The sequence below is a fragment of the Bacteroides graminisolvens genome (assembly GCF_963666085.1).
In the GTDB taxonomy this organism is placed as follows: Bacteria; Bacteroidota; Bacteroidia; order Bacteroidales; family Bacteroidaceae; genus Bacteroides; species Bacteroides graminisolvens.
In genome coordinates this window covers 1,737,071-1,753,172 of sequence record NZ_OY762556.1, presented here as the reverse complement: position 1 = coordinate 1,753,172, position 16,102 = coordinate 1,737,071, and the positions used below count along the sequence as shown (strand labels likewise).

Below are 16,102 nucleotides of genomic sequence, written 5' to 3'. Positions count from 1 at the left end.
AAAGCGGGAGTAAGAATACCCAAATTCCTTTGGACTCCCAAGATAAAAATCTTCTTCTCTTCATAATATTAAAAAGATTACTAATTGAAATTATATCGCTGTTATTTCAGTGTTCTTTTGAGATAGAGGACTCAGATAATTTGGTTAGTAGATATATTTAACATGACGAGCAGAGTATCATTTTGTAATCAGTGGAAAGCATAAAAAACCGTTCAATGAAGCATTTACTCCAATGAACGGCTCATTTCTATCCGTTATTTAACAACCTGCTACTTCTCAGCTTTTTGCAATAACTCACGCGTATGCAACAACAGCTCCCTGTCACCATAAGCACCGTGTCCCGGTATAACAATGCGCGCATCGGGATATTTACGCGTAACCTTATCTATAGTCAAAGGCCACTCTGCCACTGCAGCATCAGATAAGTTGCCCAATCCTGTAGCTTTAAGCTCCTTAACCATACATCCTCCAAAAAGAATCTTCTCAGAAGGAATCCATACCACAATATTATCAGTAGAGTGCCCTCCGCTGGGGTAGTAACAACACAAATCCATATCGCCCAACTTCACTGTCAGCGAATCAGTGAACCCATAATCGGGTACCGGCAACTTCTCTTTCCGGGCTATATCAATAGTCATTTGGTTGGCATACGATTTCACCCCTTTGGTTTGCAGATAAGCAAGTCCACCCAAGCAATCACCGTGCCAATGATTGGGAATAAAAGTAGTAAGCTTTGCCTTCAGTCCCTCTTCAATCCACTTCACCAACATAGCAGTACGCTCATCGTTGGCAGGCGTATCGAGCAAAGCCGCTTCACCGTTATTTACCAAAATCAAACCATTGCACGGCACCACACCAAAGCTACCCATATCATCATAAGAGACATAAAAGTAAGCCCTGTCGCACAATTTCACAGCCTCCATACCCGGCCCAACCTTTATTTTGGGCGAAAGTTCTGTTTCAGAAATACCTTTCTGAGCATTAACATTTAGGAAAAACGCAGAAAAGAAAATGAATAGTAAGTAAATACGTTTCATAAAATACATTATTAGCACCTCAAAGATATGAATTTATTTTTAATAGTAAATCAGTCTTAAAATAGAAGACTAAATACAAGAAATATATTTTTTATCGTATTTTTGTTGCAATGAGAACATCCGAATACAAATACAACATCAAGATTGCCGTTTATTCATCTATAATCATTAGTATTATAGGTGCTATAAACACAATTGTTGATCCCAAAAATTCGTATAATACCTACTCTTTTATTCTTCTCCGTATTTTTGCCGTGTGCATTGTAAACTGGAGCCTATTAATATTAACGACTTATCTAACTGAAAATATTTCCGCAATAAAAAAAAGAATAAAAGCCGTCACTATATTCACCTATTATTTAATTGGCATTCCTGCTACACACTTCACCATTTATCTCACAAATCACGTTGTACAGAATCAGATATATGCCAACAACACAGCTTATAGAAAATTCTTTCTTAGTTTCCTATTGTGCAGCATTATATTACTTACTAAGTATACTTTTAATCTATTATCTGAGAAACAAAAAATAGATATTGAAAACGAACGATTACTCCGCGAAAACCTTCAAGTTCGTTTTGAAATATTACGTCAACAAATCAACCCTCATTTTCTTTTTAATTCATTAGCGACATTAAAAGTGATGCTTCGCGACGACAAAGAAAATGCAGAGACCTTTATTATGCGTTTATCGGATATGCTTCGATATTCTTTGAAACTTTCATCTAGCGAAAAGGTCCCTCTAGGAGAAGAACTCACTATCCTAGAGGCATACCTATTCATGCTAAAATGTCGATTCGAAAACAAATTGGTGGTACATATAGATATTAATTCAAAATATCATTCATATTATATACCACCATTTTCATTACAAACCATTGTAGAGAACTGTGTAAAACACAATATAATATCCGCCGAACACCCTTTAGAAATAAAGATACATAGTACCGAAGATTATCAGTTGATAATCTCTAATACATTACAACCTAAAAAAGTATTTGAACCATCCACGTGTATTGGTTTAGCTAACATTGACAAAAGATATCAGTATCTCTGCAATCAGCATATAAAAATAGACAGAGACGATAAATATTATACAGTAACGATACCTATTATTCCAAATATATGAAAATACTAATCATTGAAGACGAAGCACGTACGGCTGTTGATCTGGCTCAAACTTTAAAAAAGATCAATCCCCAAATAATGATTCTCAATATATTGGACAGCATCAGTTCAACTGTGACATACCTTAAGACAAATAGTATGCCCGATTTGATTTATATGGATATCCAATTATCTGACGGCCCTTCATTCGACGTATTCAAAGAAGTCAACATCACATGTCCGGTTATATTTTGTACAGCTTATGATGAATATGCTGTAGAAGCTTTTAAAATGAATGGTATCTATTTTATTTTAAAGCCATTTGACATGGAATCGGTTGGGAGTAGTTTGGCCAAAGTTGAGTTTTTGAAGTCACATTACCAGATGAACAATTCAAACAATGAACCAAACAACACATTATTCAAAACCCTCCCTCAAATAAATAGATCTTCCTTTCTAGTTCATCATAAAGGCAAAATGTTTCCCGTATCAGTTACGGACATTGCTTACTTTTTCATTGCAGACGAGCTCTCTTTTATTTTTACGTTCAATGAACAAAAGTATATAATTGACCATTCCTTAGAAGAATTAGAAAAAATGATTGACCCTAATAAGTTCTATCGGGCGAACAGACAGTTTCTAGTTAATTTTGAAGCGATTAAAGAAGTGGAGCCCTACTTTAATAGGAAACTTCTCATCAAGTTATCTGTCCAATGCAATACAAGCATAATTGTTAGTAAACTCAAAAAAACAGAATTCCAAGCTTGGCTATCAGAGCGTTGATAATGCCCGTTTCTACTCCTATTATGTCCGCTTCAACCTTTATCATCTTGTAACCCGTTAATCGAAGCACTAATTTTGTCGCATAAATTTCGAAATTACTCAATTCAAAATTCATGCTACAATATGAAAATTAAACTTTTCTCTATTTTATTTTTTTGCATAACATACCAAGGCTACGCACAAGGTAATTATTCATTGGTTCAGTGCATAGAGTATAGCTTACAAAATCATTCATCCACAGAAGTATACCAAAACAATATCATAATAGCCAAAGAACGAAAAAAACAAGCCATTAGCTATTATTTACCTCAAATTAATGTAAATAGTACCGTTACGGACAATCTAAAATTACAAACTAACATTATACCGGCCGGAGTATTAAGTGATGAAGACATTTCAATGCAGTTCGGTAAGAAATACAACTCAAATATCTATGGAGAAGTAACGCAAACCATTTATAATCAACCGGCTATATATAACATCAAAAGCAGCCAAGTGAATATCAAAATAGCCGATCTGCAACAGATACAAAACAGCGAATCCATCATATTTAATACTGCTCAAGCTTATTTTCAGGTACTTGTATACAAAGAATACAAAGCAAAGTTACAAGAAATTATACAATCGTACATTCAACTATTAGATATATTAAAACTAAAACATCAGAAAGGGATCATTATTGAAACTGATGTGGAGCGTGTTAGTGTAAGTCTTAAATCAGCAGAATATCAACTGAATGAAGTGGAAACACAAATTAAGAACGCACTTGACAATCTAAAATTTACCATGGGATTAAGTCTGGAATCCGAACTTCACATCAGTGACTCGACCAATTATGAGCAGTACGTATCCTTTCCTGAAATAGCTTCGCTTAATATTAATAATCTTACCGAATATGAAATCAACAAAACACAGCAAAAGTTATTAGAATACAATTATAAATCACAGAAAGCAGAATTATTACCTACAATAAACCTCTTTAGTCGTGCTGGCAAACAAGGTTATTCTGAAGACATGTCAGGCATTTTTAATTCCTGGAAGGATTACTCTTACATCGGAGTATCCGTAAGTATGAATTTATTCTCCGGTTTAAGAAAATCAAGCAAAATCAAAGAGAGTAAATTGGTATTAAAAAACAGCTACACCAATCTGCATTTGGCAGAGACAGGCTATCAATTAACCTTCCAAAACTCAGAAAAAAATCTTCTCAATGCATACAACAATCTAAATGGGAGCAAAGACAATCTTGAATTAGCAAAAAAAATACTTGATACATCAAGCCTAAATTATCAAAAAGGGGCTTCGCCTATCAGTGTATTCCTCAATGACGATAACGCATATAAAAATGCCCAATTACAATATGTCAATAATCTATTCTCCTACATGAGCAGAAGACTAGATTACGAAAAAAACAAAGGCACTCTTTTTTCTTTTTATAATCAGTTGAAAAATAATTAATAAATAACGAATAGAATGAAACGAGCAAAAATCCTCTTTATAATCATTACCTGTATCGCTATAACTGCAATAATAGTAACGCTAGTTCTCAACAAGAATTCCATCAACAAAGCTAATCAACTTGTTGATCGTTCTAATGTTCCGGTTGCAGTGACCACAAAAATTGTAAACTCCGGCAAATTAGAAATTCAAAAAACACTTCCTGCCAGATTAAATCCAGTTGAAAGAGCTACTGCCAGTACACAAGTAGCAGGCACGATCAGCTATCTACGTATTGATTTGGGCAGTAGAGTCCGCAAAGGAGAAGTTATTGGACATATTGACACTAAACTCACAGAGTTAAGTTTGCAATCAGCCACATTGTCTCATGAAAAATTAAAAAAAGATTACCAACGGATTCAAGACTTGTATAAAGGAAATGCCAGTAGTGAAATTGAACTTCTCTCTGCCAAATACAATTTTGAAAATACGGCTGTACAACGCAAGCAAATAAAGCAACAAATTGAAAATGCTAAAATAATCGCTCCTATAAGCGGAACAGTTATAACCAATGATTTCAAAACAGGAGAGTTTGCCAATTCCGGTTCTTCTATTGCTGAAATAGTTAACATATCAAAACTCAAAGCAACCGTTTATCTGGATGAAACAGAAGTATATTACGCCAAGATTAACCAAAAGGTGGGAATAGAGCTACTCAGCTTTCCCCAAAAGACAATATCCGGCCATATAATATATATTAGTCCCAATGGAGATGAAAATCATAATTACCAAGTAGATGTATTGATTGATAATCCCGACGAATGGCTAAAAGCCGGGACTAATGTTGCTGTCAAAATCACACTCAAACAAGAGGAGAATGCAATATTGATCCCTCAACAAGCAATTGTTTCGGACCGAAAAGAAAATTATGTATACATTATAAGTCATGGGGTTGCTCACGCAAAGAAAGTAAAGACAGGAATTTCCTCTGACCAAAATATTGAAATAATCGGCGGATTGTCATTGGGTGATGAAGTCGTTCTTTCGGGCCAAATAAATCTGAAAGAAGGCAGCGTCACGAAAGTCATTAACAAATAAGTAACATATTAGTATGTCAATAACAGAACTATCCATAAAAAGGCCTCTTCTCATTACGGTTATCTTCACTGTATTAATTCTTTTTGGAATATTAGGCTATAAAAATTTGAATTATGAGTTACTGCCTAAATTTGATGCGGGTGTAATCTCTATCAATACGACCTATGTAGGTGCTTCACCCCAAGATATCGAATCTGCTGTGACCAAGCCAATTGAAGACGCAGTATCCACAGTGGAAGGGTTAGATATTGTAACCTCTCGTTCCATGGAAAACGTCTCAACCATTACTATTCAGCTCAAGCCCGAAGTTGATGATGTAGTAGTTCAGCAAGACATAGAGCGCAAGATCAATCAAATAAAATCAACTCTTCCTGAAGATATTGAAGATCCGGTCATTAACAGATTCAGTTCCGATCAGTTTCCCGTATTAAACCTTTCTGTATCAGCAAACTTATCAGACACTCGTCTTTATCAGTTGGTTGAAGACAACATTCTACCCGGATTAACCAATGTTACAGGAGTTGGACAAGTCTCCATAATCGGAGGTAGTCCGCGTGAAATCAAAGTAGAAATCAATAATCACAAATTAAATTTCTATAACATACCTATCAGTCAGGTATATCAAGCACTTCATGCAGCATCTCTAGTCTATCCGGCCGGAAAATTATCATCACAGCAACAAGAACTATCTCTTCGCTTGAATGCAGATCTTACAACTACCGATATGATTCGTAATATAATCATTCGTGAAAATAAGAACGGAAGTAAGGTGTTAATCAAAGACATCGCCAAAGTAGTCGATACGGATGCTACCCCAAAAACCATCAATCGAATCAACGGAGTGAATGGAATCGGACTTCAAATATTTAAAACAAATGACGCCAATACGGTTGAAGTAAGCAAAAAAATAAAAGAAAAACTTAATCAACTAGTTAATGAATATTCAAAAGAAGAATTTGCATATACGATTGCATCCGACCAGTCATTATACACATTAGCATCTGCTGACGCGGTAGTGCACGATCTTATCCTAGCAATATTCATTGTCGGTTTAGTTATGTTGTTCTTTCTACATAGTTTACGCAGCTCCATGTTTGTACTAGTAGCGATTCCTTCTGCCATGATTCCGACCTTTATGATGATGAGTATCTTCGGTTTTTCACTCAATCTGATGACCCTCATGGCCCTATCTCTTGTTGTCGGAATTTTGGTTGATGACAGTATTGTAGTACTGGAAAACATATTTCGCCACCTTGAAATGGGGAAAAACAAAGTTCGCGCTGCCATTGACGGCAGGCAGGAAATTGGTTTCACAGCAGTAGCCATCACCATGGTCGATTTGGTCGTATTCATCCCTATGGCTCTTACATCCGGATTAGTAGGAAACCTCGTCCGACAGTTCTCATTAGTTGTTGTATTCTCCACTTTACTTAGCCTCTTCGTCTCATTTACCCTGACTCCCTTATTGGCATCACTTTTCGGAAAAGTTGACCACCTGAACAAAAACACATGGTGGGGTCGCATTAATATACAATTCGAAAACTTTCTGGAAGCCATAAAAATGATTTACGGCCACATATTATTGTGGGTATTAAGACATAAACGAATTTTGTTTGCCTGTATTTTCACATTAATGGCAGGCTCCATCTGGTTGATCCCCGGAGGTTTTATTGGAAGTTCCTTTCTCGATTCAGGTGACAGAGGTGAGATAAGCATCAAAGTGGAAATGTCAACAGATATGTCCCTATACCAGACGAACCAGATGCTCAAACAAGCTGAATCAATTATTCTAAAAAATAAAGACGTTGAAACCCTATATACTTTGGTCGGTACCCAAACTGGTGGCGGAGGAACAACTTCGACTAACGCACATTGGGGACAAATGGACATTGTTTTAAAAGATAAAACGAAAAGAGAAATAACAACAGATGAGTTTGGCGTATTAGTACGCAATGAAATAGAAAGCTCCATTCCCGGCGTTAAAGTAACAGCATTGCCCATGAACATCACCGGCAGCAGCAACTCACCCATACAAATTGCCATAAAAGGAGCTTCGTTGGAGAATGTAAAAGAAGCAGCTGAAATAGTAAAAAAGATCGTTGAAAGTACCCCAGGAACAGATTATGTAAAATACAGCACACAATCCGAACGAAAACAAATACAAATAATACCAGACAGAGTGAAAATAAGCAGCATGAAATTAACCATTCAGGAAGTCTCACAAATGATTAATATAGCATTTAAAGGAAATGATAACATAGACTTGAAAGAGAATGACAATGAATACGCTATAAATATTCAGATGGATGACACTAACAAATTAACTGTTGAGAACTTGCGCGATATGATATTAACCAATAAAGAAGGTCGTACCATTCGCCTTAGCCAAGTAGCTTCAATAGAAGAAACAATGGTCTCTTCCATCCTTGAAAGAACCAACCGACTGCCATCTATCACCATTAATTCTGCAGCAGTAGGACGTGCATCCGGAACCATCGTCAAAGAGATAAAAGAAAAGCTGATTCAATCCTCGCTGCCTACCGGTGTGTCCATTGAATACATGGGTGATCAGAAAAGACAAGAAGAAGCTTTTAGCAGCTTAATTTTCGCTCTGGGCATCGGCATACTTTTAATTTATTTAATAATGGTAGCCCTTTATGAAAGCCTAGTATATCCCTTTGTTGTACTATTCTCCATACCCGTGGCCATTATCGGTGCTTTGTTGGCGCTTGCCCTGACAATGAACAATCTTACCACATTTAGTTTATGCGGACTCATCATGCTACTAGGGCTCGTCGCTAAAAATGGAATTCTTATAGTTGATTTTGCAAATCACCTCAAGAGCAAAGGTTTACCCTTGACTCAAGTTTTGGTCGAAGCCGGGAAAGAACGTTTACGTCCTATTATCATGACTACCTTTGCTATGATTTTGGGAATGCTTCCACTAGCCCTTTCTCAAAGCCCAGGTTCTGAACTTAAAAATGGCATGGCATGGATAATTATTGGAGGTTTGACCAGCTCATTCTTTTTAACTCTGCTAATAGTGCCTTGCGTTTATATGGTCGTTGACAACCTAAAAACTAAATTTTCACACAACAAACAACATGAATAAATTAATTTATCTCATATATCTGAGCTTCTATACACAATTGCTACATGGGCAAAACAATACAGAACAGCCTAAACTACAACCATTCGCAGGCAGGGTAACTCAAAAGTTCCCTGCCACGCGAATGATTGATGTTGAAGTACAACAAGTCATGTCATACGACTTTACATCCAAACTTCTCAAGGAAGAATACAATAGAGGGACTGTTAGTGACAGAAAAAATATAAAAGCATCATTCAATGCTCCAATTGTAATGAAGTCCAATTGGGCTATAATTGGATCTTTAAGATATCAATACGGCCATTTTAGTGTTGACAATGTGACTTCAGAATCTCAGAGCATGCCAAATATAGAAAGTCATAATGACTTACACTATTTCGGGGGAGGCGCCAGTTTTGCCTATTCATCCACACTATTCGGAAAGCCAGCTATGTATAACATTTCATTGATAGTTGACGGTAGTGAAAAACAGATCGAATCGTGGAAGGCAACATGTAGTGCATTACTAATTCTCAAAAAAACTACCACTACCACTTTATCTGCCGGTTTATCATTAAATTATGATGCAACCGCATTAGCGCCCGTAATCCCTATATTAAGCTGGCAACAAAAATTAAGCAGAAAATGGAGTTTGATAGCTATATTACCGCAACGAATTTCTTTATTAAATGACACGGGCAAAAACGGTAGAATCTCATTATCAAGCGAACTCAGAACAAATCAATTTTATCTTTACCCCGAAAAAGAAAAATACAAAGACAGTTATAACTACAGAGAAATACTTATCCAGTCGGGAATAACCTATGAACACAATTTCCAACCCGTTATTGTATATATAAAAACCGGCATAACTCAAATGATAAATTCCAAAATAGTTGAAACCGGGAAGAAAATGAGTGAACACATATTGTCTTTTAATCAAAACCCTGCATTTTTTCTTAGCGTTGGTATATCACTTAATCCTTAAAACCATCATAACATGAATAACGTCGTAGACTTACATACCCTGAGCCACCAAATACACAGAGAAAACATATTAAATCTTAAAAGCCACTTTTTTGTACAATTTCGATATAAGATGTTTCTCATAAATTCTATACATAAGGCAATTAAAGCTAATAAAAAACAGAAATTTAGCAGTAAAAGTAATTTTAAAGAATTTGAGAACGAGCATCATTTTAATAAAAAATCATTTATACTTAGTTTCGACCTATTCATAAAAAACAGTATGGAAGACCATTTGGCATGTGCTATTATTTGCTTGCTACATTGGGCCGGAAACAAACACCTCAACTTAATTAATTTAAATCCACTGTTTTTAAATAGTTCTATAGCCCTTGAGACACAGAGTTACATGCAAAAATCATCCTTCTCGCAAGAATTAGATTACGCATTAAATATCTTTTTATGCAAATCAGAAAGTCTACAAGAAAAAATAAGAAACACAATTATATGTTTGTTAGTTATATCTTATAAAAATAACATTGACATTTCATGGCACATACGTACCCGAATAAAATATGAGCAATTAACTTAAATAGGTAATACTATTTAGTTCTTTATCACCTCATTATATCTGCCCCAGACCTGTGATTTACTTATAAGTCCTTTACTTCCCTTTATTTCCAGTTTTCCATTTGTAAGGAGGTTGGCCTTACAATTCACCGTTTTATTTCCTTTTATAATGTGTATAATACCATTATTATAAGCTCCCTCACCAGCAGAAACTAGTTGCGTAATTTGCTTCCGACCAATTACATCCGGATTCTCAGCTTTCCGAATAATAGCATCATACGCTGAACCATTCTTCACAAATTCAATGATGCGAGTTTTGTCCTCGTTAATCCATTTGCCTAAAATCTTATCACCGGAAACTTGGGCAGAGACTTTTACGCCTATTAGTATTATGACCAAAGCAAAAAATAATCTTTTCATATTTTCTATGTTTACTTGTTTGAAAACAAATATAGAATGAAAAAACGGTTCAAAAAAGTCATTTCTGTGTGAAATGGACATATTGGCAGTTCAACTGCCCTACTCATCCCTATTTGCTATCCTAACTAAAATTCTTAGTTAAAAACATTAATTTAAACTGCAACTATCACTTTATTCGTATCTTTGAGCCATGTTAAAGGAGTACACCATTAAAGATATATGTCCTGCGCTATCTATGCAGGTTTTATATCATGTTTGTCCACTTGAAAAAATAGATCAACTCCGTTTATATTGGCCCCATAAACGAAATTTTCATTCTATCACTTGGTTCACGGAAGGGAATGGGCAAAACATAATTGACTTCACGGAATATCCTATTGTTCCCAATAGAGTATTTCTTACCTCACCCGAGCAAATACATAACCAGCAGTATAACAATAGCACAAAAGGCTATGTACTGATGTTCGACAATGCAGTTGCCACACAACTGGGAATAACAATCAATTCTCCATACGTAGATCTCAGTTCAGAGAAAACCCCGTTATTAAAATTAGTCATTGAAAATATGATTAATAAAAACGTAACTTCGGGTATAGAGATTGATCTATCCTATTTTTATTCCCTTATTTCAGAAGAAATGCATGAAGGCGAACCTGATCATAAAGAAAAGAGCACCCTTCTGAGCCAGTTTAAAGAGTTGATCCTTTCTAAAAACATCAAGTTTCAGTCAATGGATCAATACGCCAACAGCCTGCACATATCACTTTCATCCTTAAACGACTTATGTCAGAAACTCGTTGGAAGTTCCGCCAAACAATTTCTTCTGGAACTTAAAATAGCCGAAGCCAAACGCCTGCTAGTTTATAGTCAGTTAAGCATTAGCAATATTGCTTACCACCTTGGTTTTGAAGATGCGTCCTATTTTGCACGTATCTTTAAGAAAAAAGCCATCCTTTCTCCTTCTGTTTTCTTGGAAAGATTCCGCAGATAAACATCAAACTCTTAATACCACCTGATAAAAACCTTTAATTCATGGACTCTAAAGAAAAAGTACCGAGAATAAGAACAAAAGTCCTACTCAGAGACCCTTTCATACCACTACCTTTATCTAATATGAATTTAACAAAGCAAAGCCATGAAAGGTAAAGAGACTAAAAAAGAAAAGAAAAAAGAAAAGGTAACAAACGGGAAAACAAAAGTTTTAACGGAATACCAGCAAGGCAAACAGAGTAAGCAAGAAAGCAACCTAAACGTAAAATGATAAACATAAGACGTGAAGGTGTTATTATTGAAATAACAGACTTGAGTTTTGAAAATGATGGAGTAATGAATCCGGCTGTCATTGCTGAAGGACAGACAGTTCATCTTTTTTATCGCGCTGTGCGCAAAGGTAATCATTCAACTATCGGGTATTGTCGCCTTGATGGGCCACTAAAAGTAGTGCAGCGTGATGAAGTACCTTTTATGGTTCCAGAATTTGAATACGAGAGTCAAGGAGTTGAAGATCCTCGCATTGTGAAAATAGAAGATACATACTATATGACTTACACAGCCTATAATGGTATTAATGCTTCAGGCGCATTGGCCGTATCTTCTGATTTAAAACATTTCACTAAGCAAGGCATCATCACTTCTCAATTCACCTATGCCCAATTCAAAGAACTCATTTGTTCGGAAGTAAAGTATACCAGCAAATATTTCAGAACATACAATAAAAGAGCCCCTCAAACAGAGTCGGGACAACCCGTTTACCTGACAGACAAAAACCTTGTTTTTTTCCCTCGTAAGATAAACGGTAAACTTTGTTTCATGCACCGAATCAAACCAGATATTCAGTTTGTAAGCATAAACAGTTTAGACGAACTCACACCAGACTTCTGGATAGATTACTTTATGGATTTCACCCACCACATCATGTTTGAACCAAAATACAATCATGAGTCCAGTTACATTGGTGCCGGATGTCCTCCGATAGAAGTTCCCGAAGGTTGGTTAATGATTTATCACAGCGTACACGATACACCCGATGGTTACATTTACACTGCATCGGCAGCATTATTGAATTTAGACAATCCCCATATAGAAATCGCCAGACTTCCCTATCCCCTATTCAGTCCTGAAACACATTATGAGCTGAATGGAGTTGTAAATAAAGTTTGCTTTCCTACCGGCACAGCAATCTTCGAAGGCAGGCTATACATTTATTATGGAGCTGCCGACAAATGTATTGCATGCGTATCCGTTCAATTAGATGAGTTAGTTCAGGAATTAATGTTTCATAAAAAATGACCGAAATAATATGCATAACAACTTACCCGCCCCGGGAATGTGGAATTGCCACCTTCTCGGACGACTTAATACATGCTATTGAAACAAAATTCGCCTGTTCATTCACCATAAAAGTATGTGCTCTAGCCTCATCAAGCGAACAACACATATACAATGATCAAGTTAAATACATATTAGATACTTCAAAAGCAAACGAATACAACAATATAGCCGACCGGATTAATGAAGACTCCGAAGTAAAGATGGTTCTTATTCAACATGAATTTGGACTATATGCAGAACATAAAGAAGCGTTTTTAGCATTCGTGCATTGCATTAAAAAGCCTGTCCTTATTGTTTTTCACACAGTTTTGCCTCATCCGCCGCTCACGCAGAAAAAATATCTCATCCGGCTCATTGACGGTTGTTCTGCCGTCATTGTGATGACACAAACATCCGCCGGAATACTGGAAGGAGATTATGGCATTGAAAAAGAAAAAATAAATATCATTCCACACGGTACCCATTTGGTATCACACAAAGATAAAAAAAGGCTGAAAGCCAAATACAACGTTACAGGGCGTCGCATCCTTTCTACTTTCGGACTGTTAAGCCCAGGAAAAAGCATAGAAACCACTTTGGAAGCTTTGCCGGCTATCATAAAGAAAAATCCCAATGTATTATTCCTCATCATAGGTAAAACTCACCCAACCATCATTAAGCAAGTAGGCGAAACATACCGTAACATGTTACAGAATAAAATCATTGAGTTAGGCATCACCCATTCGGTAAGATTCGTCAATCTATACCTCGAGCTTCCTATATTATTGGAATATTTACAACTAACAGACGTTTACCTGTTTACCTCTGACGACCCCAACCAAGCAGTAAGTGGCACCTTCGTGTACGCCTTAAGTTGCGGATGCCCCATTATTGCCACCCCAATACCCCATGCGCTAGAGCTACTAAAAGACAATTCAGGATTAATATTTGATTTTAATAACTCCACTCAATTGGCAGAAGCCACAAACAGATTGCTTGGAAATGAAAAATTAAGATCCAAAATGAGAATTGCCGGGTTGCAAAAGACTGCCGCTACAGCATGGGAGAACACCGCTATTGCCTACGCCCATTTGTTCAATAAAGTGCTACAAAAAGAACAATCGCTTATTTATTCCTTGCCGCCCATATCCATAGCGCATATAAAGAGGATGAGCCGTTCTTTCGGTATGATTCAATTTTCCAAAGGCAATCGACCCGACATTAAAACAGGTTATACTTTAGATGATAACGTACGCGCTTTAATGGCTTTGTGCCATGTGTATGTAAAAACAAAAGATCCATCGTGTGAAAAATACATTAAAAAATATCTCACATTTATCCGGTATTGCCAACAGCCCGATGGTTCCTTCCTTAACTACGTGGACAAACAACTTGCATTTACCACGCAGAATGCTGAAATAAATCTGGAAGACAGCAATGCCCGGGCCATCTATGCATTAGGATATTTCATTTCACTCAGAGGAAAATTCCCCGATGTTTGGACAGAAGATGCAACAGAAATCATTGAACAAACATTTGACATGATTATGAAGATGAAATCACCCAGAAGCATAGCCTATATTATTAAAGGACTATACCATTTCGAGCAAGCGTATCCAAGTAAAGAAGTTCGCGAGATGACAATGCATTTAGCCGATCAATTGGTGCATTACTATCATCAAAACGCCGAAAATAACTGGCACTGGTTCGAAGCCTATCTTACGTATGACAATAGTATTATTCCGGAAAGTCTGCTCTATGCCTATCAGGTAATCAAAAATGAAACCTACAAAGAAACAGCCCGCGAATCGTTTCACTTCCTGCTCCATCACATCTTTACCAAGGAACAGATAAAAGTAGTCTCCAACCAAGGCTGGTTTCAAAAAGAGGGTAACAGAAATTGTTACGGAGAGCAACCCATAGAAATAGCAGGTACAGTCATGGCACTATCAACCTTCTATTCCGTATTCGGTGAAGAGCAGTATCTGATAAAACAGCAAATAGCTTTCAGTTGGTTTTTAGGGAACAACCACCTACGGCAGATTATTTATAATCCGGCTACCGGAGGATGTTATGACGGACTGGAAGAGCACAATATAAATTTAAACCAAGGAGCCGAGTCAACCGTATGTTATCTGTTGGCCAGGCTCATCATTAAATAATAGTGACACATTTTTCAAGTATGATGAAATCGTTTTTTATTGGAAATTTAGAAGTTAAACTCCCCATAGTACAAGGTGGAATGGGAGTTGGAGTATCTCTTTCGGGGCTGGCATCGGCCGTTGCAAATGAAGGAGGAGTAGGAGTTATATCGTGTGCCGGATTAGGATTAATCCACAAAGGACACGGTGATTTTCTCCAAAATTGCATTTGGGGTTTGCAAGAAGAGTTGCGCATAGCCCGAGAAAAGACCAAAGGTATAATAGGAGTCAACATCATGGTAGCCCTATCAAACTTTGCAGATATGGCACGCACTGCCATAGCCGAGAAAGCAGATATAATCTTTGCCGGCGCCGGGCTGCCACTAGACTTGCCCCTTTATAAAACCGCCGACAGTGAAACCAAATTAGTACCCATCGTATCGTCGGCTCGTGCCGCCAAAGTAATCTGCGAAAAATGGTACCTGAATTATAACTACCTGCCCGATGCCATAGTGGTAGAAGGTCCTAAAGCCGGCGGCCACCTCGGGTTTAAAAAAGATCAAATCTTTAACGAATCATTTTCGCTGGAAGAAATCCTACCCGGAGTCATTGAAATAGCAAATTCATACAAAGAAATCAAACAGATACCCGTTATTGCAGCCGGAGGCATATCAACCGGAAGTGACATCTCTCGCCTGATCAACCTTGGAGTTTCGGGCGTACAAATGGGATCCATCTTTGTTACCACTTACGAATGTGATGCTGACGATGCGTTCAAACAAGCATACATTTCGGCCAAGAAAGAAGACATACAAATTATAAACAGCCCTGTAGGTATGCCGGGCCGCGCCATTAACAGTGCGTTTATGGAAAGAGTATGTGCAGGATTGGAAACTCCCAAAAATTGCCCTGTGCACTGCATTAAGACCTGCGATTACACCAAAAGTCCTTACTGCATTATACGAGCATTGTACAACGCCTACAAGGGCGACATGCAAAAAGGATATACTTTTGCCGGCGCAAACGCTTATTTAGCGAAAAAGATAAGTAGTGTCAAAGAGATTGTGTCAATTTTAAAAGCAGAGTTTGATGTAGCAAATGCATAAATAAAAAAATACGGGCTAATAAATTAGCCCGTATTTTT

The 16,102-nt window shown here is 37.0% G+C and carries 13 protein-coding genes; 11 read left to right on the top strand and 2 right to left on the bottom strand.

What is annotated here, in order from left to right; translation table 11 throughout:
* Positions 1–269 precede the first annotated feature (269 nt).
* A complete protein-coding gene (gene bla, locus ACKPCE_RS07220) occupies positions 270–1,037 on the bottom strand; it encodes a subclass B1 metallo-beta-lactamase (RefSeq protein ID WP_407654957.1) in 768 nt (255 codons plus the stop codon).
* 110 nt (positions 1,038–1,147) lie between these two features.
* On the opposite strand from bla, the gene ACKPCE_RS07215 reads away from it, so the two are divergent.
* From ACKPCE_RS07215 to ACKPCE_RS07190, 6 genes are all read left to right on the top strand, one after another.
* The gene (locus ACKPCE_RS07215) at positions 1,148–2,167 is read left to right on the top strand and encodes a sensor histidine kinase (RefSeq protein ID WP_319504663.1); all 1,020 of its coding nucleotides are present in this window, start codon (positions 1,148–1,150) and stop codon (positions 2,165–2,167) included.
* Entirely contained in the window at positions 2,164–2,928 is a 765-nt protein-coding gene (locus ACKPCE_RS07210) for a LytR/AlgR family response regulator transcription factor (protein WP_319504662.1), read from the top strand. Before ACKPCE_RS07215 ends, ACKPCE_RS07210 begins: the two co-directional genes overlap by 4 nt.
* Before the next feature lie 123 nt (positions 2,929–3,051).
* Positions 3,052–4,386: a TolC family protein gene (locus tag ACKPCE_RS07205; protein ID WP_319504661.1), complete on the top strand. Its 1,335-nt coding sequence runs from the start codon at positions 3,052–3,054 to the stop codon at positions 4,384–4,386.
* A 15-nt stretch (positions 4,387–4,401) separates the two neighbouring features.
* Positions 4,402–5,463: an efflux RND transporter periplasmic adaptor subunit gene (locus tag ACKPCE_RS07200; RefSeq protein ID WP_319504660.1), complete on the top strand. Its 1,062-nt coding sequence runs from the start codon at positions 4,402–4,404 to the stop codon at positions 5,461–5,463.
* Positions 5,464–5,476: 13 nt separating this feature from the next.
* Positions 5,477–8,575 carry an efflux RND transporter permease subunit gene (locus tag ACKPCE_RS07195; RefSeq protein WP_319504659.1) on the top strand — a complete coding sequence of 1,033 codons (3,099 nt, stop codon included), beginning with the start codon at positions 5,477–5,479 and terminating at the stop codon, positions 8,573–8,575.
* Positions 8,568–9,539 (top strand): hypothetical protein, encoded by a 972-nt coding sequence (locus ACKPCE_RS07190; protein ID WP_319504658.1) that lies wholly within the window; start codon positions 8,568–8,570, stop codon positions 9,537–9,539. Before ACKPCE_RS07195 ends, ACKPCE_RS07190 begins: the two co-directional genes overlap by 8 nt.
* A gap of 584 nt (positions 9,540–10,123) precedes the next feature.
* Here the strand turns inward: ACKPCE_RS07190 and ACKPCE_RS07185 are convergent.
* Complete coding sequence (locus tag ACKPCE_RS07185) at positions 10,124–10,507, bottom strand: DUF2147 domain-containing protein (protein ID WP_319504657.1); 384 nt, start codon at positions 10,505–10,507, stop codon at positions 10,124–10,126.
* Between the two features lie 190 nt (positions 10,508–10,697).
* Here ACKPCE_RS07185 and ACKPCE_RS07180 point away from each other — a divergent pair, with 190 nt between their 5' ends.
* The 5 genes from ACKPCE_RS07180 to ACKPCE_RS07160 all read left to right on the top strand — a co-directional run bounded on the left by ACKPCE_RS07180 (position 10,698) and on the right by ACKPCE_RS07160 (position 16,064).
* Complete coding sequence (locus ACKPCE_RS07180; RefSeq protein ID WP_319504656.1) at positions 10,698–11,498, top strand: AraC family transcriptional regulator; 801 nt, start codon at positions 10,698–10,700, stop codon at positions 11,496–11,498.
* A gap of 144 nt (positions 11,499–11,642) precedes the next feature.
* Positions 11,643–11,768: a hypothetical protein gene (locus tag ACKPCE_RS07175; protein ID WP_276964825.1), complete on the top strand. Its 126-nt coding sequence runs from the start codon at positions 11,643–11,645 to the stop codon at positions 11,766–11,768.
* Positions 11,765–12,796 (top strand): glycoside hydrolase family 130 protein, encoded by a 1,032-nt coding sequence (locus tag ACKPCE_RS07170; protein ID WP_319504655.1) that lies wholly within the window; start codon positions 11,765–11,767, stop codon positions 12,794–12,796. Before ACKPCE_RS07175 ends, ACKPCE_RS07170 begins: the two co-directional genes overlap by 4 nt.
* Positions 12,793–14,979, top strand: a complete 2,187-nt coding sequence (locus ACKPCE_RS07165) for a glycosyltransferase (protein ID WP_319504654.1) — start codon at positions 12,793–12,795, stop codon at positions 14,977–14,979. Before ACKPCE_RS07170 ends, ACKPCE_RS07165 begins: the two co-directional genes overlap by 4 nt.
* Before the next feature lie 23 nt (positions 14,980–15,002).
* Positions 15,003–16,064, top strand: coding sequence for an NAD(P)H-dependent flavin oxidoreductase (locus ACKPCE_RS07160; protein WP_319505936.1), 1,062 nt, complete (start codon positions 15,003–15,005; stop codon positions 16,062–16,064).
* The last annotated feature ends 38 nt before the right edge of the window (positions 16,065–16,102 follow it).

Bases quoted from the DNA above. Each gene is read 5' to 3' on its own strand.
- ACKPCE_RS07210 (WP_319504662.1), top strand. From the start codon at position 2,164: ATGAAAATACTAATCATTGAAGACGAAGCACGTACGGCTGTTGATCTG.
- ACKPCE_RS07205 (WP_319504661.1), top strand. From the start codon at position 3,052: ATGAAAATTAAACTTTTCTCTATTTTATTTTTTTGCATAACATACCAA.
- ACKPCE_RS07185 (WP_319504657.1), bottom strand. From the start codon at position 10,507: ATGAAAAGATTATTTTTTGCTTTGGTCATAATACTAATAGGCGTAAAA.
- ACKPCE_RS07190 (WP_319504658.1), top strand. From the start codon at position 8,568: ATGAATAAATTAATTTATCTCATATATCTGAGCTTCTATACACAATTG.
- ACKPCE_RS07195 (WP_319504659.1), top strand. From the start codon at position 5,477: ATGTCAATAACAGAACTATCCATAAAAAGGCCTCTTCTCATTACGGTT.
- ACKPCE_RS07165 (WP_319504654.1), top strand. From the start codon at position 12,793: ATGACCGAAATAATATGCATAACAACTTACCCGCCCCGGGAATGTGGA.
- ACKPCE_RS07170 (WP_319504655.1), top strand. From the start codon at position 11,765: ATGATAAACATAAGACGTGAAGGTGTTATTATTGAAATAACAGACTTG.
- ACKPCE_RS07160 (WP_319505936.1), top strand. From the start codon at position 15,003: ATGAAATCGTTTTTTATTGGAAATTTAGAAGTTAAACTCCCCATAGTA.
- ACKPCE_RS07175 (WP_276964825.1), top strand. From the start codon at position 11,643: ATGAAAGGTAAAGAGACTAAAAAAGAAAAGAAAAAAGAAAAGGTAACA.
- ACKPCE_RS07180 (WP_319504656.1), top strand. From the start codon at position 10,698: ATGTTAAAGGAGTACACCATTAAAGATATATGTCCTGCGCTATCTATG.
- ACKPCE_RS07200 (WP_319504660.1), top strand. From the start codon at position 4,402: ATGAAACGAGCAAAAATCCTCTTTATAATCATTACCTGTATCGCTATA.
- bla (WP_407654957.1), bottom strand. From the start codon at position 1,037: ATGAAACGTATTTACTTACTATTCATTTTCTTTTCTGCGTTTTTCCTA.
- ACKPCE_RS07215 (WP_319504663.1), top strand. From the start codon at position 1,148: ATGAGAACATCCGAATACAAATACAACATCAAGATTGCCGTTTATTCA.